Source organism: Kitasatospora sp. NPDC059088, assembly GCF_042738155.1.
GTDB lineage: Bacteria > Actinomycetota > Actinomycetes > Streptomycetales > Streptomycetaceae > Kitasatospora.
The window spans coordinates 1-19,307 of sequence record NZ_JBHYGR010000162.1; the positions used below are offsets into that span (position 1 = coordinate 1).

17 protein-coding genes are annotated in these 19,307 nt (G+C 73.2%); 7 read left to right on the forward strand and 10 right to left on the reverse strand.

From position 1 onward, the window contains the following. Window positions 1-117 precede the first annotated feature (117 nt). The gene (locus tag ACFWXO_RS40055) at window positions 118-876 is read left to right on the forward strand and encodes a metallophosphoesterase (RefSeq protein ID WP_380530856.1); all 759 of its coding nucleotides are present in this window, start codon (window positions 118-120) and stop codon (window positions 874-876) included. On the opposite strand, the gene ACFWXO_RS40060 is transcribed toward ACFWXO_RS40055, so the two are convergent. Together ACFWXO_RS40060 and ACFWXO_RS40065 are read right to left on the reverse strand one after the other, a co-directional pair. Further along, complete coding sequence (locus tag ACFWXO_RS40060) at window positions 869-1,297, reverse strand: hypothetical protein (RefSeq protein WP_375892317.1); 429 nt, start codon at window positions 1,295-1,297, stop codon at window positions 869-871. The genes ACFWXO_RS40055 and ACFWXO_RS40060 overlap by 8 nt on opposite strands. A 160-nt stretch (window positions 1,298-1,457) precedes the next feature. Next, entirely contained in the window at window positions 1,458-2,153 is a 696-nt protein-coding gene (locus tag ACFWXO_RS40065; protein ID WP_375892315.1) for a FadR/GntR family transcriptional regulator, read from the reverse strand. Between the two features lie 149 nt (window positions 2,154-2,302). Between ACFWXO_RS40065 and ACFWXO_RS40070 the strand changes: the two genes are divergently transcribed. Both ACFWXO_RS40070 and ACFWXO_RS40075 read left to right on the forward strand, forming a co-directional pair. Next, window positions 2,303-2,857, forward strand: coding sequence for a gluconokinase (locus ACFWXO_RS40070; RefSeq protein ID WP_380530861.1), 555 nt, complete (start codon window positions 2,303-2,305; stop codon window positions 2,855-2,857). Between the two features lie 2 nt (window positions 2,858-2,859). After that, a complete protein-coding gene (locus ACFWXO_RS40075) occupies window positions 2,860-4,248 on the forward strand; it encodes a gluconate:H+ symporter (protein WP_375892421.1) in 1,389 nt (462 codons plus the stop codon). A 72-nt stretch (window positions 4,249-4,320) separates the two neighbouring features. Here ACFWXO_RS40075 and ACFWXO_RS40080 read toward each other — a convergent pair whose 3' ends face one another. Beyond that, complete coding sequence (locus ACFWXO_RS40080) at window positions 4,321-4,944, reverse strand: TetR/AcrR family transcriptional regulator (protein WP_375892311.1); 624 nt, start codon at window positions 4,942-4,944, stop codon at window positions 4,321-4,323. An 83-nt stretch (window positions 4,945-5,027) separates the two neighbouring features. On the opposite strand from ACFWXO_RS40080, the gene ACFWXO_RS40085 reads away from it, so the two are divergent. Beyond that, entirely contained in the window at window positions 5,028-6,248 is a 1,221-nt protein-coding gene (locus tag ACFWXO_RS40085) for an amidohydrolase family protein (RefSeq protein ID WP_380530864.1), read from the forward strand. Between the two features lie 154 nt (window positions 6,249-6,402). On the opposite strand, the gene ACFWXO_RS40090 is transcribed toward ACFWXO_RS40085, so the two are convergent. The 5 genes from ACFWXO_RS40090 to mmuM form a co-directional block, all read right to left on the reverse strand. Then, window positions 6,403-7,998: an FAD-dependent oxidoreductase gene (locus tag ACFWXO_RS40090; protein WP_375892308.1), complete on the reverse strand. Its 1,596-nt coding sequence runs from the start codon at window positions 7,996-7,998 to the stop codon at window positions 6,403-6,405. Between the two features lie 174 nt (window positions 7,999-8,172). Further along, window positions 8,173-9,693, reverse strand: coding sequence for a glycerol kinase GlpK (glpK, locus tag ACFWXO_RS40095; protein WP_375892307.1), 1,521 nt, complete (start codon window positions 9,691-9,693; stop codon window positions 8,173-8,175). A 113-nt stretch (window positions 9,694-9,806) separates the two neighbouring features. Beyond that, window positions 9,807-10,517, reverse strand: coding sequence for an MIP/aquaporin family protein (locus ACFWXO_RS40100; protein WP_375892419.1), 711 nt, complete (start codon window positions 10,515-10,517; stop codon window positions 9,807-9,809). A gap of 308 nt (window positions 10,518-10,825) precedes the next feature. After that, window positions 10,826-11,590, reverse strand: coding sequence for an IclR family transcriptional regulator (locus ACFWXO_RS40105; protein WP_375892305.1), 765 nt, complete (start codon window positions 11,588-11,590; stop codon window positions 10,826-10,828). Between the two features lie 135 nt (window positions 11,591-11,725). Further along, a complete protein-coding gene (gene mmuM / locus ACFWXO_RS40110; protein ID WP_375892303.1) occupies window positions 11,726-12,670 on the reverse strand; it encodes a homocysteine S-methyltransferase in 945 nt (314 codons plus the stop codon). A gap of 161 nt (window positions 12,671-12,831) precedes the next feature. Here mmuM and ACFWXO_RS40115 point away from each other — a divergent pair, with 161 nt between their 5' ends. The 3 genes from ACFWXO_RS40115 to ACFWXO_RS40125 all read left to right on the forward strand — a co-directional run bounded on the left by ACFWXO_RS40115 (window position 12,832) and on the right by ACFWXO_RS40125 (window position 16,515). Beyond that, window positions 12,832-13,782, forward strand: coding sequence for an NUDIX domain-containing protein (locus tag ACFWXO_RS40115; protein WP_380530871.1), 951 nt, complete (start codon window positions 12,832-12,834; stop codon window positions 13,780-13,782). Between the two features lie 21 nt (window positions 13,783-13,803). Next, complete coding sequence (locus ACFWXO_RS40120) at window positions 13,804-14,352, forward strand: NUDIX domain-containing protein (protein ID WP_375892299.1); 549 nt, start codon at window positions 13,804-13,806, stop codon at window positions 14,350-14,352. Window positions 14,353-14,496: 144 nt separating this feature from the next. Next, window positions 14,497-16,515, forward strand: a complete 2,019-nt coding sequence (locus ACFWXO_RS40125; protein WP_375892297.1) for an acetoacetate--CoA ligase — start codon at window positions 14,497-14,499, stop codon at window positions 16,513-16,515. Window positions 16,516-16,609: 94 nt separating this feature from the next. Here the strand turns inward: ACFWXO_RS40125 and ptsP are convergent, their stop codons facing one another. Further along, a complete protein-coding gene (gene ptsP / locus ACFWXO_RS40130; RefSeq protein ID WP_380530875.1) occupies window positions 16,610-18,280 on the reverse strand; it encodes a phosphoenolpyruvate--protein phosphotransferase in 1,671 nt (556 codons plus the stop codon). 103 nt (window positions 18,281-18,383) lie between these two features. Continuing rightward, window positions 18,384-18,833, reverse strand: a complete 450-nt coding sequence (locus ACFWXO_RS40135) for a PTS glucose transporter subunit IIA (protein ID WP_375892293.1) — start codon at window positions 18,831-18,833, stop codon at window positions 18,384-18,386. Window positions 18,834-19,307 lie beyond the last annotated feature (474 nt).

Genomic DNA, 19,307 nt, shown 5'->3' on the forward strand with positions numbered 1-19,307 from the left:
CCGATGCACCGCATGGACTCCCTCCTCCGCCTTGCGATGCACGCACCCCAACGCCGCCCCGCCCGCCCTCCGGGCGAACGACGGGAGTTCGACGGCAGGCCGTATAGCGTGACCGCCATGCTGACGATCGCGCACCTCAGTGACATCCACCTCGGCCAGGTCCACCGTCGGGACGGCGGCAAGCGCGCCCGGCGGCGGGCCGAGCAGGTGATGGCGTACCTCGACGCCCTGCCCGGCCCGCTGGACGCGGTGCTGGTCACCGGCGACCTCGCCGACCACGGCTCGCCCGAGGAGTACCGCCAGGTCGCCGAGGTGCTGGCGTCCCGGCACCCGGTGCTCACCTGCCCCGGCAACCACGACGTCCGGGAGCCGTACCGGGAGGTGCTGCTCGGCGAGGCGCCGTCGACGGACCCGGTCAACCGGCTGCACCGGCTGCCCGGCGTCGACGTGCTGATGCTCGACTCCTCGATACCGGGGCAGCACGACGGCCTGCTGGCGGACGCCACCCTGGACTGGCTGGACGACCGACTCGCCTCCGGAGAGCAGGAGTCGCCGGCCCTGGTGGCCTTCCACCACCCGCCGGTCGAGCTGCACATCCCGAGCGTGGACCGGATCCGCCAGTACGGCGAGGTCCGGCTCGCACGGGTGCTCCGCCGCCACCCCCGGGTGGCCGCCCTGCTCTGCGGCCACTCCCACACCCCCGCCGCGACCACCTTCGCGGGCCTTCCGGTGCTGGTCGCGCCCGGCGTGGTGTCCACCACCACCCTGCCCTGCGAGGGCGGCCGCGGCATCACCTTCGACCACCCGCCGATGCTCGCCTTCCACGTCCTGGACGGGGACTCCCGGCTCACCACCCACTACCGGATCGTCATCTGACGGTCCGTCGGCCCCCGCCCGGCCACGTGGTCGGCGCCTGCGCCTGCGGATGCTGCGGCGACTGCGGAGGTTGCTGCGACCGGTAGGGCTGCTGCGGCGCGCTGCCCGGCCGGGGGAACGGGCGGGGCGCCAGCGGTTCGGGGGCGGCCCGGCTGCCCGCCATCGGGTGCGCGGAGTTCGGCCCGCGCATCCGCTGGGCGGCCACCTGGCGGGAGATCAGGATCTCCAGCAGGCACCACATCGTGCCGAACACCCCCAGCCCCATCGCCATCAGTGCGGGTGTCATCAGCCAACTGCCCGCGTACGAGGCCAGGGTCGCGACGACCACGCCCACCAGCGTGAAGGAGAGGCAGAGCACCGCCCGGACTGCGGCGGAGCGCACCTCGTCGGGCAGGCGGCGGCGACGGCGTGGCGCGGACATCGGGCGACCCCCAGGCGCGGATCCGGTGCTGGAACGGGGAACGGGCGCACACGAATTGCGCCCCCTTCACCTCACTCTGCCCCCGCCGAACCCGGACCATGCGTCCGAATCCACCGAACTGCCGTCAAACCGTGCCATCTGGGCAGGCGGCGGCGGGAGCTCACCCCAACTGCTGGTCGAGCTCCTCCAGGGCGCCGGTGACGATCGTCCGCATCGCCCGTTCGGCGTGCGCGGCGTCGCCGCCGCAGATCGCGTCGGCGACCTCCCGGTGCAGCCTGATCGCGTACGGCTCGGGCTGATGGGGCATCAGATGGTACTCGGTCCGGCCGGTGAGCACCGCCCCGACGGTGTCGCCGAGGTGGGCGAACATCTCGTTCCCGGAGGCGCGCAGCACGAGGGCGTGGAAGGCGATGTCGTACCCGAGGAAGGTGGTGAGGTCGGCCTCCCGGGCGGCGACCGTCAACTCCACGGCCAGCGAGCTGAGTTCGCGCCGGTCGTCGTCGCTGGCGTGGCTCGCGGCGAGCGCGGCCGCGGCCGGTTCGACGGCCACCCGCAGGGAGCCGAGCGAGCGCAGTTGGGCGGGCCGGTCGGCGCCGGCCAGTCGCCAGCGGATCACCATGGGGTCGAAGACGTCCCAGACCGACTTCGGCTGGACGGTGATCCCGACCCGCCGGCGGGACGCCACCAGGCGCATCCCCTCCAGGACGCGCACCGCCTCCCGGACGACCGTCCGGGACACCCCGAACCGTTCCTCCAGGTCCTCCGCGCGCAGCACCGCGCCCTCGGGGAGCTCCCCGGACGCGATCGCCGGCCCGAGCTCGTCAAGCACCCGGCCGGGCAGCCCCTGGATCTCCATCCGCCCAGGGTAGACGGCCGCCCCCGCGCGGCGCGCACCGCCCTGCGACCTACCCCACACTCCAAAAGTATGACGATTTGGTTTCCGGCACTTGAATACGTCATATCTTTGAGGCGATAGTGGCGGCCTGCAACGAAGGAGCACCACCGATGGCTCTCAACGTCGAGAACCGCGCCCTCCCGGGCACCCCCCTCACCGTCGTGGTGATGGGCGTCTCCGGTGTCGGCAAGACCACCCTGGCCCGCCTCCTGGCCGACCGCCTCGATCTCCCCTTCGCCGAGGCGGACGAGTTCCACCCGCCGGCCAACATCGCCAAGATGTCCGCCGGCACGCCGCTGGACGACCGGGACCGGGAACCCTGGCTGCGCGCCATCGGCGCCTGGCTCGGGGAGCGCACCGAGTCCGGCACCGGCGGCGTGGTCACCTGCTCGGCGTTGAAGCACGGCTACCGCGACATCCTGCGCGCGGCCGCCCCGGGCGCCTTCTTCCTGCACCTCAGCGGCGGTCACGAGCTGGTCGAGGACCGGCTCTCCCACCGCACCGGCCACTTCATGCCGTCGTCGCTGCTCGGATCCCAGTACGCCACCCTGGAGCCCCTGGGTGCGGACGAGCGCGGCGCCGTCCTGGACGTGGGCCCGTCCCCCGAAGAACTCGTCGAGATGGCCGTGGCGCTGCTGCGGCCCGTCAATGGAGACCTCGCGTGAGTATTGCCCCCACCCTCCTGGCGGCCGCCCCACCGGCCCTGCCGCACACCGGCAGCGACTCCCAGCTGCTGATCGCGGTGCTGCTCAGCATCGGCGCGATCGTCCTGCTGATCACCAAGCTGAAACTGCACCCGTTCCTCGCCCTCACGCTCGGCTCCGGCCTGCTGGCCGCCGTCGCGGGCGCCCCCTTCGACAAGCTGCTGAGCAGCTTCTCCACGGGCTTCGGTTCCACCGTGGCCAGCGTCGGTCTGCTGATCGGCCTGGGCGCGATGCTCGGCAAGCTGCTCGCGGACTCGGGCGGCGCCAACATCATCGCGGACACCGTGCTGTCCCGGACCGGCAACAAGGCGCTGCCCTGGGCGATGGCGCTGATCGCCGCCGTGCTCGGCCTGCCGCTGTTCTTCGAGGTCGGCGTCGTCCTGCTGATCCCGATCGTGCTGCTGGTCGCCCGCCGCGGCAACGTGCCGCTGATGCGGGTCGGCATCCCGGCCCTGGCCGGCCTGTCGGTGCTGCACGGCCTGGTGCCCCCGCACCCGGGCCCGCTGGTCGCGGTCGACGCGCTCAAGGCCGACCTCGGCATCACCCTGGCGCTCGGCCTGCTGATCGCCGTCCCGACCCTGATCATCGCCGGCCCGCTGTTCGCCCGGGTCGCCGAGCGCTGGGTGGGCCCGCTGGAGGTCCCGGCCGCCACGGCCCCCGAGGAGACCACCAGGTCCGAGCGCACCCCGTCGTTCGGCGCGGTGATGGCGACCATCCTGCTGCCCGTCGTGCTGATGCTCGGCAAGGCCCTGGCCGACGTGGTGATCGACGACCCGAAGGCGGTCGGCCAGCGGGTCTTCGACTTCATCGGCTCCCCGCTGATCGCCCTGCTCGCCGCGACCCTGCTCGCCATGCTGACCCTCGGCAGGGCGGCCGGCTTCGACCGGGCCCGGATCTCCGACACCGTCGGAAAGTCGCTCGGCCCGATCGCCGGGATCGTGTTCATCGTCGGCGCCGGCGGCGGCTTCAAGCAGACCCTGATCGACGTGGGCGTCGGCAACGCGGTGAGCGAGTGGTCCGGCAAGTGGCACATCTCCGCGCTGCTGCTGGGCTGGCTGATCGCCGTGCTGATCCGCCTGGCCACCGGCTCGGCGACGGTCGCCACCATCACCGCGGCCGGCATCGTGTCGCCGCTCGCCGCGAACATGTCCTCGACCCACGCGGCCCTGCTGGTGCTCGCGATCGGGGCCGGCTCGCTGTTCCTGTCGCACGTCAACGACGCCGGCTTCTGGCTGGTGAAGGAGTACTTCGGGATGAGCGTCGGGCAGACGCTCAAGTCCTGGTCGGTGATGGAGACGGTGATCTCGGTGGTCGCGATCGCCCTGATCATGCCGCTGAGCCTGATCATCTAGCGCGCCCGGCGCGCCTTCGCCCGCAGGGGCGGCACCCGTACCGTACGGGTGCCGCCCCTGCGGCGTTCGCGGTCAGTGCCCGAGCAGCCCCGAGAGCACGGCCGTGGTGGCCGCCAGCAGCTCCTCGGCCGCCGCGCCGCCGGCCGCCGTACGGGCCAGCACCCCCTCGCGCGCCGCCAGCACGACCGCCGCCGTCCGCCCGGCCCCGGCTCCGGCCGGCACCAGCTCGGGCAGCACCCGTTCCAGGACGTCGGCCAGCGCCCGCGCCACCGTCCGGTCGTGCGCGGCGAGCTGTTCGGCCAGCTCCGCGGACCGGGCCGCGACCAGCCGGAACTCCAGGAACAGCAGGATCCACCCGCTCTCCGCCGGCTCGACCCGCAGCAGCGCCTCGACCAGCAGCCGGGCCCGCTCCGGCGGCGCGAGCGCCTCGCAGGCGGCGGCGAGCCGCTCCAGCTCGGTGATCCGCCGGGCGGCCTGGTCGTCGAAGAGGGCCAGCAGCAGGTCCTCCTTGCCGGCGAAGTTCGAGTAGAAGGCCCCGCGGGTGTACCCGGCGGCGGCGCAGACGTCCTCGATGCTCGTCCGCGCGAAGCCGACGGAGAGGAACAGCTCGCTCGCCGCGGCGAGCAGTCGGGCCCGGGTGTGGACGCGCCGCCGGGGCGGTCGGGGAGCGGCGGCTTCGGTGGGGGGTGGGTTCACAGCAGCACGATACATGGTGTATTCAGTACGAGTCGTATTCAATACGAGCCGTACTGAACCACGCGCGGCCGAAGGAGCCGGACATGACCCGCCTGCTGATCACCAACGCCCACCTGCTCCACCCCGAGGACGGCACCCGCACCGACCCCGGCTGGCTGGAGGCCGCCGACGGCCGGATCACCGCCACCGGCACCGGCCGCCCGCCGGCCGCCACCGAAGCGGTCCGGGTCCTGGACGCACGGGGCGCCACCGTGCTGCCCGGCCTGATCGACGCCCACGTCCACCTGCTGGTCACCTCGCTCGACCTGCGTGACGTCGCGAACTGGACGCCCGGCTACGCCACCGTCCGCGCCCTGGCCGAGGCCGAACGGATGCTGCGCCGCGGCTTCACCACCGTCCGCGACGTCGGCGGCGCCGACCACGGCATGGCCCGCGCCCTGGCCGAGGGCCTCGTCCCCGGTCCGCGCCTGCTGCACGGCGGCAAGGCGCTCTCCCAGACCGGCGGCCACGGCGACCTGCGCCCACTCGGCGACGACTCGCTGCCCTGCTGCGAGGCCCGCCCCCACTTCGGCCGGATCGCCGACGGCGTGGACGCGGTGCGCGCCGCCGCCCGGGACGAGTTCCGCAAGGGCGCCCGGCACCTCAAGGTGCTGCTCTCCGGCGGCGTCGCCTCCCCGCACGACGAGATCGCCGCGGTCCAGTACAGCGAGGAGGAGATCCGGGCGGCCGTCGAGGAGGCCGAGAACCACAACCGCTACGTCACCGTGCACGCCTACCACCCGCGCGCGATCGACCGCGCCCTGCGGGCCGGCGTGCGCTGCGTCGAACACGGCAACCTGCTGGACGGCACCACCGTCGCGCTGCTGCTGGAGAAGGACGCCTTCCTGGTCCCCACCCTGGTCGCCTACGAGCGGACCGCGAAGCTCGGCGCCGCCTCCGGCCTGCCGCCGGCCTCACTGGCCAAGCTCGCCGAGGTCCGCGACCGCGGCCTGGAGGCCCTGGAGCTCGCCCACCGCGCGGGCGTCAACCTGGTCTACGGCAGCGACCTGCTCGGCCCGCTGCACCACGCCCAGCTGGAGGAGTTCACCCTGCGCGCCCAGGTCCAGCCGGCCCTCGACGTGCTCCGCTCGGCGACCACCACGGCGGCCCGGCTGCTCGGCCTGGCGGGGGAGATCGGCACCCTCGCCCCGGGCGCGCACGCGGACCTGCTGGTCGTCGACGGCGACCCGCTGGCCGACCTCACCGTGCTGACCCGCCCGGAGCGGCACCTCCGGCACGTGGTCAGGGCGGGCGCCGTGGTGTGAAGACGCGGGCGGGCGCCCGGGGAAACCCCGAACGCCCGCCCGCCGTACCGCAGTTACGCGTCTACTTGTTCCCGCGCTTCGCGAGGCTGTGCCTACTTGTTCCCACGCTTCGCGAGGTTGTGCCTACTTGTTCCCACGCTTCGCGAGGCTGTGCCTACTTGTTCCCACGCTTCGCGAGGAAGGCCTCGACCTCGTCCCGGATCTCCGGGGTGTCCAGCCCGCGCACCGTCATGGTGGTGCGGCGGCGCAGCACGTCGTCCGTGGTGTACGCCCACTCGTTGTCGGCCGCGTAGGCGACCTGCGCCCAGACGTCCGGGCCGTCGGCGTGGATCGGCCGGCCGAGCTCCGGGTTCTCGTCGATCATGCGGGCGATGTCGAAGGACAGGGTGCCGTAGTGGCTGGCCAGGTGCTTGGCGACCAGCGGCTCCATCCGCGAGCCCGGCTCGCGGTCGATCAGCAGCCGGTGCGCGACGGCGTTCGGCGCGCCGACGCCCGGCAGCGGGACGGTCGGGGCGATCGGGGACATGTCCTCGGCGAGGCCGGTGCCGGGCACGTGGGCCAGCTTCTCCAGCACCGCGCGGCCGATGTGCCGGTAGGTGGTCCACTTGCCGCCGGAGACCGACAGCATGCCGCCGCGGCCCTCGGTGACGACGGTCTCGCGCTTGGCGGCGGCGGTGTCACCCGGGCCGCCGGGCAGCACGCGCAGGCCGGCGAAGGAGTAGGTGATCAGGTCGCGGTCGAGGTGCTCGTCGCGGATCGCGTGCGCGGCCTCGCCCATGATCTGGTCGATGTCCGCCTCGGTGGCCCGGACGTCCTTCGGGTCGCCGGTGTACTCCTCGTCGGTGGTGCCGAGGAGGACGTGGTCCTCCCACGGGATGGCGAAGGAGACGCGGTACTTGTCGATCGGGATGGTCAGCGCGGCGCGCCACGGCGAGCGGCGCTTGACGACGACGTGGGCGCCCTTGGAGAGGCGGATCGACGGCGCGGCGCCGGCGTCCTCCATCGTGCGCAGGTGGTCGACCCACGGGCCGGTGGCGTTGAGCACCAGGCGGGCGTTCACGCCGAACTCGCTGCCGTCCAGGCGGTCGCGCAGCTCGGCGCCGGTGACCCGGCCGCCGGTGAAGCGCAGACCGGTGACCTCGGCGTGGTTGAGGACCACGGCGCCGGCGTCGACGGCGGCGCGCACGGTCATCACCGCGACGCGCGAGTCGTTCATCTGGTGGTCGCCGTAGACGGCCACCGAGCGCAGGCCCTCGGTGCGCAGCGCGGGCACCTGCTGGGCGGCGTGCGCGGCGGTGGAGACCCGGCCCATGCCGTCGCGGAAGGCGGACAGCGCCGAGTAGAGGAACACGCCGGCGCCGAGCTTGGCCGCGCCGTGCGGGCCGCCCTTGTAGACCGGCACGAAGAAGGTCAGCGGGTTGACCAGGTGCGGGGCCACGTCGGTGGAGAGCGCGCGGCGCTCCTTGTGGTTCTCGGCGACGAGCTTGACCGCGCCGGTCTGCAGGTAGCGCAGACCGCCGTGGACGAGCTTGGAGGAGGCGCTGGAGGTGGCGCCGGCGAAGTCGCCGGCGTCGACCATGGCGACCTTCAGGCCGGCCTGGGACGCGGTCCAGGCGACGGCCGTGCCGAGGATGCCGCCCCCGATCACCAGCAGGTCGTAGGTGGCCTTGCCGAGCAGCTCACGGGTCTCGGCGCGGGAAGCGGTGCGGCCGGCGGTGCGCTCGGCGCCCAGGGTCGGGATGGTTGCCATGGTGGTTGTGTACGGCGCGCTGTTCCGGCTGCGCCGTTACTCCTCTCGGGTGCGGTGCGGCCCCTGCTGGAGAGGCCGGTCGGCCCGGTGCGGCGGGCCGGTGGAACACGGTTGCGCCCGGTGCCGGAACAGCGGGCGGCCGGCCGGGGCACGGGGCCCCGACCGGCGGGTCGGTCAGTTGGTCTCTTCCTCCTCCACCCAGCCCATGGTGCGCTCCACGGCCTTGAGCCACTTCTTGTACTCGCGCTCCCGGGTGTCCTCGTCCATGCGCGGGGTCCACTCGGCGGCGCGGTGCCAGTTGGCCCGCAGGGTGTCGAGGTCGTTCCAGAAGCCGACGGCGAGACCGGCCGCGTAGGCGGCGCCGAGGGCGGTGGTCTCGGCCACGTAGGGGCGCTCGACCGGGGCGTCCAGGACGTCGGCGATGTTCTGCATGAGCAGGTTGTTGCTGGTCATGCCGCCGTCGACCTTGAGGGCGGTGAGCTCGACCCCGGAGTCCTTCTGCATGGCGTCGACGACCTCGCGGGTCTGCCAGGCGGTGGCCTCCAGGACGGCCCGGGCCAGGTGGCCCTTGGTGACGTACCGGGTCAGACCGGCGATCACACCGCGGGCGTCGGAGCGCCAGTACGGGGCGAACAGGCCGGAGAAGGCCGGGACGAAGTAGGCGCCGCCGTTGTCCTCGACGGTGTTGGCGAGGGTCTCGATCTCGGCGGCGGTGGAGATGATGCCGAGCTGGTCGCGCAGCCACTGGACGAGCGAGCCGGTGACGGCGATCGAGCCCTCCAGCGCGTAGACCGGGGCCTGGTCGCCGATCCGGTAGCCGACCGTGGTCAGCAGGCCGTGGTACGAGTTGACGATCTTCTCGCCGGTGTTCAGCAGGAGGAAGGTGCCGGTGCCGTAGGTCGACTTGGCCTCGCCCTCGTTGAAGCAGGTCTGGCCGAACAGGGCGGCCTGCTGGTCGCCGAGCGCGGCGGCGACCGGGACGCCGGCCAGGTCGCCGACGGCCTCGCCGTAGACCTCGGCGGAGGAGCGGATCTCCGGGAGGACGGTCAGCGGCACGCCCATCGAGTCGGCGATCTTCTCGTCCCACGCCAGGGTGTTCAGGTTCATCAGCATGGTGCGGCTGGCGTTGGTCACGTCGGTGACGTGCTTGCCGCCGTTCACACCGCCGGTGAGGTTCCAGATCACCCAGGTGTCCATGGTGCCGAACAGGATGTCGCCGGCCTCGGCGCGCTCGCGCAGGCCCTCGACGTTGTCCAGCAGCCAGCGGATCTTCGGGCCGGCGAAGTAGCTGGCCAGCGGGAGGCCGGTCTCGCGGCGGAAGCGGTCCTGGCCGACGTTGCGGCCCAGTTCGCGGCAGAGCGCCTCGGTGCGGGTGTCCTGCCACACCAGCGCGTTGTGCACCGGCTCACCGGTGTTCTTGTCCCACAGGACGGTGGTCTCGCGCTGGTTGGTGATGCCGATCGCGCGGATGTCGTCCTTGGTCAGGCCGGCCTTCTCCAGCGCACCGCGGACGACCGACTGCACCCGGGTCCAGATCTCGGCGGCGTCGTGCTCGACGTAGCCGGGCTGGGGGAAGATCTGCCGGTGCTCCTGCTGGTCGACGGAGACGATCCGGCCGTCGGCGCCGAAGATGATGCAGCGGCTGGAGGTGGTGCCCTGGTCGATCGCGGCGATGTAGTTACCGGTGGAGGTCATGTGGAGGGTCCTCGGCTCAAGTTCGGGGGTTACGGGGTGGGTGGGCCTGACACGGACGTTCGTTACCCGTACGTCCGGTCAGTCCCCGTGCTCGGCGGTTTCCAACCGGGCCTTTAGAACAGGGCGTTGTAGACGCCGCCGGCCGCGAGGCCGCCCAGGATCGGGCCGACGACCGGGATCCAGGCGTACGACCAGTCCGAGCCGCCCTTGTTCGGGATCGGCAGGAAGGTGTGGGCGATGCGCGGGCCGAGGTCGCGGGCCGGGTTGATCGCGTAGCCGGTCGGGCCACCGAGGGAGAGGCCGATGCCCACGACGGTGAGGGCGACGATCAGGGTGCCCATGCCGCTGTCGCCCAGGCCCTTGGTGGTGCCGAGGGTGAGGATCGCCATGCAGAGCACGAAGGTGCCGATGACCTCGGTGATCACGTTCTGGAGCGGGTTCCGGATCTCGGGCCCGGTCGAGAAGATGCCGAGGGTGGGCTCCTTGTTGGCCTGGAACTGGCCGAGGTAGGCGAGCCAGACCATGACGGCGCCGATGATCGCGCCGAGCAGCTGGGAGCCGATGTAGAGCGGCACCTGGCTCCACTCGCCGGTCTTGACGGCGATGGCGATGGTGACGGCCGGGTTGAGGTGGGCGCCGGACTTGGCCCCGGTCATGTAGGCGGCGATGAGGACCGCGAAGCCCCAGCCGAAGGTGATCGCCAGCCAGCCGGCGTTGAAGGCCTTCGACTTCTTGAGGGTCACGGCGGCGCAGACGCCGCCGCCGAGGAGTATCAGGGCGGCGGTGCCGAGGGTTTCGCCGACGAAGACGTCGCCGTTGGAGATGGCGGACACAAAGACTCCCTTGTCATGGCCCGAAGTGCGGGTGGGGGCAGGTGGCCGGTGGATCCCTGTGCGGGTGAGCGCGCCGTGGGAGTGATCTTCCCGGCCATCGTTCGACAATGTCGACCGTCATGCGGAAGCTTCCTCCCCAGGTCGGCCCCGCGTCAAGGCGGGGTTACGCAGCTGTGACCCTTCCCTCGGAAGGTCCCCCGAAGTTACCCAGCGGAGCGGCCCGAATCGGGGCAAAACGCCAAGGCGCGGACAGGCTCACCGCCCGTCCGCGCCTCAGCGTGACGAATCGACCGCGTTGCTCAGAACCGCCCGGCGCCCAGGTCGCGGGAGATCGCCCGCGCCGCGCTGCGCACCGAGGCCACCAGCGAGGGCTTCACGAAGCCGTCCTCGCAGACCCGCTCGACCGGCCCGTTGATGCACACCGCGCCCACCGGGTTGCGCCGCCGGTCCTGGATCAGCGCCGCGATCGAGGCCACGCCGTCCCAGGTCTCCTCGATCGAGTCCGCCCAGCCGCGCTCGCGGATCAGCGCGCACTCGGCGTCCAGGTCGCTCGCCTCGGTCAGCGTCCGCACGGTGTACGACTCGTACGGACCGTCGCCCAACTCCCCGCGCGCGACCGGGTCGTAGGCCACCAGGACCTTGCCGATCGCGGTGCTGTGCAGCGGCTGCATCGAGCCGACCTCCAGCACCTGCCGGGTGTCGTCGGGCCGGAACACGTGGTGCACGATCAGCACGCCCTGCTGGTGCAGCACCCCCAGGTAGACGGTCTCCCCGGCCGCCCGGGCCAGGTCGTCCGCCCAGACCAGCGCCCGCGCCCGCAGCTCGTGCACGTCCAGGTAGCTCTGTCCCAGCCGCAGCAGCTCGGCGCCCAGCTGGTACTTGCCGCTCTCCGGGTCCTGCTCGACGAACCCCTCCTGCTGCAGCGTGCGCAGGATGCCGTGCGCGGTGCCCTTGGCGAGGTCCAGTGCCGTCGCGACCTCGGACAGCCCCAGGCGGCGCTCGCCGCCGGCCAGCAGGCGCATGATCGCGGCGGCCCGGGAGAGCGACTGGATCGGGCCGGGCATGGATACCTCCGGACGACAGGCGGTCGACATTGTCGACCGCAGTGGTGACGGGACGAGTCTGCCAGGCCGCCGTCCGTCCGTGCACCTTCCCCCTCGGTAACCCGCGCTCGACCCGGTGTTAACCTTCCGCGCCCGCTACCCTTCCACCCCGCTGAGCAGCCCGCGCCGCACCGACACCTCGGCCGCCAGCGCGGCGATCCCGTCGGTGCCGACCCGGCAGCAGCCGCCGACCAGCCGCGCGCCGTCCGCCAGCCAGCCGCCCACCCGCGCCGAGCGGAAGGTCGGCTCCCCGCGCCAGTCCCGGCGGTCCGGGTCCCAGTGCTCCCCGCTGTTCGGGTAGACCACCACCGGCTTCCCGGTCACCTCCGCGGCCACCGCCACCGCCAGGTCCGCGTCCCGCGGAGTGCAGCAGTTCACACCCACCGCCAGCACCTCGTCCACCTCCGCGGCCAGCGCGAACGCCTCCTCCAAGGGCTGCCCGGCCCTGGTCCGGCCGTCCGCCACGCTGTACGACAGCCAGGCCGGCACCCCCAGCCCGCGCACCAGCTCCAGCAGCGCCCGCGCCTCGTCCGCGTCCGGCACCGTCTCCAGCGCCAGCACGTCCGGCCGGGCCGCCGCCAGCACCTCCAGCCGGGGCCGGTGGAACGCCACCAGCTCCGCGTGGTCCAGCCCGTACCGGCCCCGGTACTCCGAACCGTCCGCCAGCACCGCCCCGTACGGGCCGACCGAGGCCGCCACCCAGCGCCGCCGGCCGCCCGGCTCGGCCCGCGCCGCCTCCCGGGCCAGCTCCACGCTGCTCGCCAGCAACCGGGCCGCCGCCGCGTGCCCCACCCCGCGCCGGGCGAAGCCCGCGAAGCTCGCCTGGTAGCTCGCCGTGATCGCGACGTCGGCCCCCGCCGCGAAGTACGCCCGGTGCGCCGCCACCACGGCGTCCGGGTCGTCCGCGAGTAGCCGCGCCGACCACAGCGCGTCCGACAGGTCGTGCCCCGCGGAGGCCAACTGGTTGGACATCCCGCCGTCCAGGACCAGCGGGCCGGCCGCCAGTGCCGTGGCGAAGTCCGGCGGGGGAGCAGTGGGCATCTCGGTCTCCTCGGGCGCGGTCGTTCCTGGTCACAGCCTAGAAGCCGGAGCCCCCCGCCGACCGGGAAAACCGTTTGCCGCCGGGGAACGGAGTCGTTACGTTGTGCTCATCCCGAGAACGACAGCACCAGGTGCCCCAGGGGCGCGGAGAGGAGCCGGCGATGGCAGCGGACGACGCGTCCCCCCAGCCCGCCGCCGGGCCCACGGCCGAGCAGGAGTGGCTCGCCGCGTACGACCCGCGCGCCTACGCCCCGATCGCCGTCACCGTCGACGTGGTGGCCCTGACGCTGCGCGGCGGCCGGCTGCACGTGCTGCTGGTCGAGCGCGGCGCCCCGCCCTACCAAGGCTGCTGGGCGCTGCCCGGGGGCTTCCTGCGGGCGGGGGAGGAGGGCCTCGACGAGGCCGCCGCCCGCGAACTCGCCGAGGAGACGGGCCTCCAGGGCGTCTCCGAGGCCGAGGCCGCGCTCTGCCGCCTGCACCTCGAACAACTCGGCACCTACGGCGCCCCCGAGCGGGACCCGCGGATGCACGTCGTCTCCGTCGCCTACCTGGCCTTCGCCCCGGACCTGCCCGACCCGCAGGCCGGCACGGACGCCGCGGCCGCCGCCTGGCACCCGGTGGCCGATCTCGACCCGGCCCCGCGGCCCCCGGACCGCGCCCCAGCCGCCGGTGTGCCCGCCGACACCCACGGGGGTGGCGTCGACGGGCACACCGGCCCCCCGCCGGTCGCACCGCAGCCGATCCGGCTCGCCTTCGACCACGCCCGCATCCTGGCCGACGGCCTCGACCGGGTGCGCGCCAAGCTGGAGTACAGCCCGCTCGCCACCGCCTTCCTGCCCCACGACTTCACCATCCCCGACCTCCGCGCCGTCTACGAGGCCGTCTGGGACGAGAAGCTCCACCCCGGCAACTTCCACCGCAAGGTCCTCTCCGCCCCCGGCTTCGTCGAGAGCACCGGCACCACCACCCAGCGCGGCGGCGCCCGCGGCGGCCCCCGCGCCCGCACCTACCACGCCGGCGGCGCCCGACTGCTGCACCCCGCCCTGCTCCGCCCCGCCCGCGAGGACGGCCCGGGCCCCGGCGCACCCGCCACCGACGACCGGCCCCGCTGAGCCCCGGGCTACCATCCGCCCATGACCACCGACGAAGCGACCCGCACCACCCACCGGCCTTTCTCCCACTGCCACTTCTGCGGCACGCCGTACGCGCCCGGCACCGACGGCTGGCCCCGCACCTGCCCCGGCTGCGCCGAGATCAGCTACCGCAACCCGCTGCCCGTCGCCGTCACCGTCCTGCCCGTCACCCGGCCCGACGCCGAGCCGGCCTTGGTCGTCATCCGCCGCACCATCGAACCCGGCTACGGCGAACTCGCCTTCCCCGGCGGCTACATGGACTTCGGCGAGAGCTGGCAGCAGGCCTGCGTGCGCGAACTCGCCGAGGAGACCGGCATCCTGGCCGACGCCGCCGACGTCCGCCTGATCCACACGGCCTCCGACCCCAACGGCCGCTTCATCATGCTCTGCGGACTCCTCCCCGCCCGCCCGCTCGCCGAACTCCCGCCCTCCCTCCCCACCGACGAGACCGAGGGCTGGCTGCTCGCCACCGCCGACACCGCGCTGGTCTGGGACTTCCACAACGGCATCCTGCGCCGCTGGTTCGACGGCGAGTTCACCCCCCGCTGAGGGGCGGCCCGCCGAGGGGTGGCGCAACGCCCGGCCGACCCTGGCGCAGCGGCCGCTCGCATGGCATGGTCTGCACCGACAGCCCAACCGGACGGGTTGGCCACGAGCTCACCCGTCCCCACCACCGGCCGGGAGACCACCACCGTGAGCACCCCAACCCAGGACCAGCCGCTCTGGCGCCCCAACCCCGCTCGCGCCGCCGCCACCAGCCTGGTCGCCTTCCAGGCCTGGGCCGCCGAACACCACGGAGCCCCGGCCGCCCCGCTCGCTCCGGCCGCCGACGACCAGCAGGCCGCCCAGCGCTACGCGGACCTGCACGCCTGGTCCACCGCCGACCTCGACCGCTTCTGGACCGCGGTGACGCAGTGGTTCGACGTCCGCTTCACCGAGGCCCCGGAGGCCGTCCTCGCCGACCCGGCCATGCCCGGCGCCCGCTGGTTCCCCGGCGCCCGCCTCAACTACGCCGAGCACGCCCTGCGCGCCGCCGAGGACGAGGCGAACGCCGACCGCCCGGCGATCCTCCACCTGGACGAGACCACCGAGCAGCCGGCCGCCCTCAGCTGGTCCGAACTGCGCCGCCAGGTCGGCTCGCTGGCCGCCGCCCTGCGCGCCCGTGGCGTCCGCCCCGGCGACCGGGTCAGCGCCTACCTGCCGAACATCCCGCAGGCCGCCGTCGCACTGCTCGCCACCGCCGCCGTCGGCGCCGTCTGGACGAGCTGCGCCCCCGACTTCGGCGCCCGCAGCGTCCTCGACCGCCTCCAGCAGATCGAACCCGCGGTCCTCTTCGCCGTCGACGGCTACCACTACGGCGGCAAGGACCACGACCGCACCGAGGTCGTCGCCGAGCTGCGCCGCGAACTCCCCAGCCTGCACACCGTGGTGCACGTCCCGCTGCTCGGCGCCCCGGCCCCCGAGGGCGCCCTCCGGTGGGAGGACCTGGTCGCCGAGGACGTGGCGCCGGTGTTCGAGCCGGTCCCCTTCGACCACCCGCTCTGGGTCCTCTACTCCTCCGGCACCACCGGCCTGCCCAAGGCGATCGTCCAGAGCCAGGGCGGCATCCTGCTCGAACACCTCAAGCAGGCCGGCCTCCACCTCGACCTCGGCCCCCGGGACCGCTTCCTCTGGTACACCTCCACCGGCTGGATGATGTGGAACTTCCTGCTGGCCGGCCTCCTGGTCGGGGCCACGATCGTCACCTACGACGGCAGCCCCGGCCACCCCGACACCGGCGCCCTGTGGTCCGTCGCCGCCCGCACCCGCGCCACCGTCCTCGGCACCTCCGCCGCGTACGTCATCGCCAGCCGCAAGGCCGAGCTGCACCCCGGCCGCGAACTCGACCTCTCCGCCGTCCGCTGCATCGGCACCACCGGCTCCCCGCTCCCGCCGGACGGCTTCCGCTGGATCTACGACGAGGTCAAGCAGGACGTCTGGCTCGCCTCGGTCAGCGGCGGCACCGACGTCTGCTCCTGCTTCGTCGGCGGCGTCCCCACCCTGCCCGTGTACCTCGGTGAGATCCAGGCCCCCTGCCTGGGCGCCGCCGTCGAGTCCTGGGACGTCCAGGGCCACCCGCACACCGACACCGTCGGCGAGCTCGTCGTCACCAAGCCGATCCCGTCGATGCCCACCGGCTTCTGGAACGACCCCGAGGGCACCCGGTACCACGACAGCTACTTCGACACCTACCCCGGCATCTGGCGCCACGGCGACTGGATCACCGTCACCTCCCGGGGCACCGTCGTCATCCACGGCCGCTCCGACTCCACCCTCAACCGCCAGGGCGTCCGGATGGGCTCCTCGGACATCTACGAGGTGGTCGAGCGCCTCCCCGAGATCGCCGAGTCCCTGGTCATCGGCCTGGAGGAGCCCGACGGCGGCTACTGGATGCCGCTGTTCGTCGTCCTCGCCCCCGGCGCCGAACTCGACGACGACCTCATCGGCCGCATCCGCACCTCGCTGCGCACCGAGCTCTCCCCGCGCCACGTCCCGGACGAGGTGATCGTCGTCCGCGGCCTGCCGCACACGCTGACCGGCAAGCGCATCGAGGTCCCGGTCAAGCGGATCCTCTCCGGTACCCCGCTGGAGCAGGCCGTCAACCCCGGTTCGGTCGACAACCTCGACCACCTGCGCTTCTTCGAGCGGCTCCGGGTCGACCGCCAGGCCTGACCGACCCGGGCGAACGCCGAAGGGGCGCCCCCACCGGTGCGGTGGGGGCGCCCCTTCAGCGTTTCCCGGGTCCTACGCTTCCCGGTCCCGGCTCCTACTCGCCGGAGAGCACCTGCTGCGCGGCGGCCCGCGCCTCCTCGGCGCTGTCCGCAGCCCGGGCCGCCTCGGCGGCCCGGCGGCACTGCGCCAGCGTGTACTTCGCCAGCGTGCTCCGGACGTAGGGGATCGAGGCCGAGCCCATGGAGAGGCTGGTGACGCCCAGACCGGTCAGCACCACGGCCAGCAGCGGGTCGGACGCCGCCTCACCGCAGACGCCACAGCTCTTGCCGGTCGCCTGCGCGGCCTCGGCGGCCGCGGCGACCAGGTCCAGCAGCGCCGGCTGCCACGGGTCCTGCAGCCGGGCCAGCGCACCGACCTGACGGTCGGCGGCGAAGGTGTACTGGGCCAGGTCGTTGGTCCCCAGCGACAGGAACTCGACCTCCTGGAGGATCGACCGGGCCCGCAGCGCGGCCGACGGGATCTCCACCATCGCACCGAACTTGGCGTCCAGCCCGGCCTCGCGGCACGCGGCGGCGAAGTCCGCGGCGTCCTTGCGGTCGGCCACCATCGGGGCCATCACCTCAAGGTGCACCGGCAGGCCCGCGGCCGCCGTGGCCAGCGCCCGCAGCTGGGTGCGCAGCACCTCCGGGTGCTCCAGCAGGGTGCGCAGACCGCGCACGCCCAGCGCCGGGTTCGGCTCGTCGGCCGGGGTCAGGAAGTCCAGCGGCTTGTCCGCGCCCGCGTCCAGCGCCCGGACCACGACCCGGCCCTCCGGGAAGGCCTCCAGCACCTTGCGGTACGCCTCGACCTGCTTCTCCTCGCTGGGAGCCTTCGCCGAGTCGTCCAGGAACAGGAACTCGGTACGGAACAGGCCGACGCCCTCCGCACCGTTCTCCAGCGCGGCCGGCACGTCCGCCGGGCCGCCCACGTTGGCGAGCAGCGGCACCCGGTGCCCGTCCGAGGTCTGCCCCGGGCCGGAGGAGGCGGCCAGCGCGGCCTTGCGCTCGGCGGCGACCGCCCGCAGCTCGTCCTGCTTCTCCCGCGACGGGTCCAGCAGCACGTCGCCCGAACTGCCGTCCACCGCGACGACGGTGCCCTCGGCGACGTCCGTCGCCCCCGACAGCGCGACCACGGCCGGCACGCCCATGGCCCGCGCCAGGATGGCGCTGTGGCTGGTCGGCCCGCCCTCCTCGGTCACGAAGCCGAGCACCAGCGTCGGGTCCAGCAGCGCGGTGTCGGCCGGCGCCAGGTCCCGCGCGAACAGCACGTACGGCTCGTCGCTGTCCGGCACGCCCGGCATCGGCACGCCCAGCAGGCGCGCCACGATGCGGTTGCGCACGTCGTCCAGGTCGGCGACACGCCCGGCCAGGTACTCCCCGGCGGAGGCCAGCAGCGCCCGGTAGGCCGCGAAGGCGTCGTACACGCCGCGCTCGGCACTGCTGCCGACGGCGATCCGGCGGGACACGTCGGCCATCAGCTCCGGGTCCTGCGCCATCAGCGCCTGGGCCTCCAGCACGGCCTGCGCCTCGCCGCCGGCCAGGTTGCCGCGCGCGATCAGGTCGGCCGCGACCGCCTCGACGGCCGCCTGGGCGCGTGCCTGCTCACGCGGGGCGTCCTCGGTCGGGATCTGGGTGGCCGGGGGCTCCAGGACCGCCGTACCCATGTGCCGCACCTGGCCGATCGCGACCCCGTGGCTGACCCCCACGCCGCGCAGTGTCTTCTCCATGTTCCTGTTTCTCCGCTGAGAGGAGCGGCCCCGCCGGGAACCGCTGAGTGCCGGGTCGCCCCGTCAACTCCTGCGGGGCGGGTGTGTGTCGGTGACCGAGGGGTCAGTTCCAGCTGAACAGCTGGTCGCCGGCCTGGGCCTCGCCGGACTCGACCAGGTTGCCCAGGGAGTCGGGAGCGGCCTCCAGCGCCACGATCGGCGAGATCGGCGACTTGCCGGCGGCCTCGACCGCGGCCGGGTCCCACCGGATCACGGCCTGACCGCGGGTCACCGTGTCGCCCTTGTTGACGAGCAGCTCGAAGCCCTCGCCGTTCAGCTGCACCGTGTCGATGCCCAGGTGGGTCAGCACACCGTGCCCGTCCGCGTCCACCACCACGAAGGCGTGCGGGTGCATGGAGACCACGACGCCGTCCACCGGAGCGACCGCCTCGGTGGGCTCGCGAACCGGGTCGATCGCGGTGCCCGGGCCGACCATCGCGCCCGAGAACACCGGGTCCGGAACGCCCGCGAGCCCGACGACCTGTCCGGTCAGCGGCGACGTCACAGTGGTCATGGTTGTGCCTCCCAAGTACGCAATACAGCGAAGCGGCCGCGAGCGCGGCGCGACGATCAACTGAAGCCTAAATCATGTCAACTTCGGACATCTGTTGACATTCCCGGGCGAAGACTCACGCCCCCACCCGTCTACCGACCGGCGTCACATCGACCCGCGACTGGTCTAGTCCTCTTAGCCGATGCGCCGCACTCTACAGCCATCTTGGCGAATCGGGACCATTGCTGTATATGCTCGCGAGAGCAACAAATCATGCCGCCGTCCGGGTGACCCACGGCGAGCCTCGATTCGCGCTCCGGCAACCGACCCGCTATGGTTGGCCGAGTCGCCACAACTTGGCGGTTAACACCAGATTTCAGATGCAAAAAGCCCCGGTAAACGGAGCGGAAAACATCTGGTAAGCTGGAAACACGAAAGAACGAAGCGCCCGGAGGGCCCGCTGGAAGGCGGTCCGAAGGAAGCGTCCGTTCCTTG

Excerpts from the sequence above, each read along its gene's own strand:
- ACFWXO_RS40120 (WP_375892299.1), top strand. The coding sequence starts at position 13,804 with ATGACCACCGACGAAGCGACCCGCACCACCCACCGGCCTTTCTCCCAC.
- glpK (WP_375892307.1), bottom strand. The coding sequence starts at position 9,693 with ATGACCTCCACCGGTAACTACATCGCCGCGATCGACCAGGGCACCACC.
- ptsP (WP_380530875.1), bottom strand. The coding sequence starts at position 18,280 with ATGGAGAAGACACTGCGCGGCGTGGGGGTCAGCCACGGGGTCGCGATC.
- mmuM (WP_375892303.1), bottom strand. The coding sequence starts at position 12,670 with ATGCCCACTGCTCCCCCGCCGGACTTCGCCACGGCACTGGCGGCCGGC.
- ACFWXO_RS40055 (WP_380530856.1), top strand. The coding sequence starts at position 118 with ATGCTGACGATCGCGCACCTCAGTGACATCCACCTCGGCCAGGTCCAC.
- ACFWXO_RS40135 (WP_375892293.1), bottom strand. The coding sequence starts at position 18,833 with ATGACCACTGTGACGTCGCCGCTGACCGGACAGGTCGTCGGGCTCGCG.
- ACFWXO_RS40085 (WP_380530864.1), top strand. The coding sequence starts at position 5,028 with ATGACCCGCCTGCTGATCACCAACGCCCACCTGCTCCACCCCGAGGAC.
- ACFWXO_RS40115 (WP_380530871.1), top strand. The coding sequence starts at position 12,832 with ATGGCAGCGGACGACGCGTCCCCCCAGCCCGCCGCCGGGCCCACGGCC.
- ACFWXO_RS40070 (WP_380530861.1), top strand. The coding sequence starts at position 2,303 with ATGGCTCTCAACGTCGAGAACCGCGCCCTCCCGGGCACCCCCCTCACC.
- ACFWXO_RS40105 (WP_375892305.1), bottom strand. The coding sequence starts at position 11,590 with ATGCCCGGCCCGATCCAGTCGCTCTCCCGGGCCGCCGCGATCATGCGC.
- ACFWXO_RS40090 (WP_375892308.1), bottom strand. The coding sequence starts at position 7,998 with ATGGCAACCATCCCGACCCTGGGCGCCGAGCGCACCGCCGGCCGCACC.
- ACFWXO_RS40065 (WP_375892315.1), bottom strand. The coding sequence starts at position 2,153 with ATGGAGATCCAGGGGCTGCCCGGCCGGGTGCTTGACGAGCTCGGGCCG.
- ACFWXO_RS40060 (WP_375892317.1), bottom strand. The coding sequence starts at position 1,297 with ATGTCCGCGCCACGCCGTCGCCGCCGCCTGCCCGACGAGGTGCGCTCC.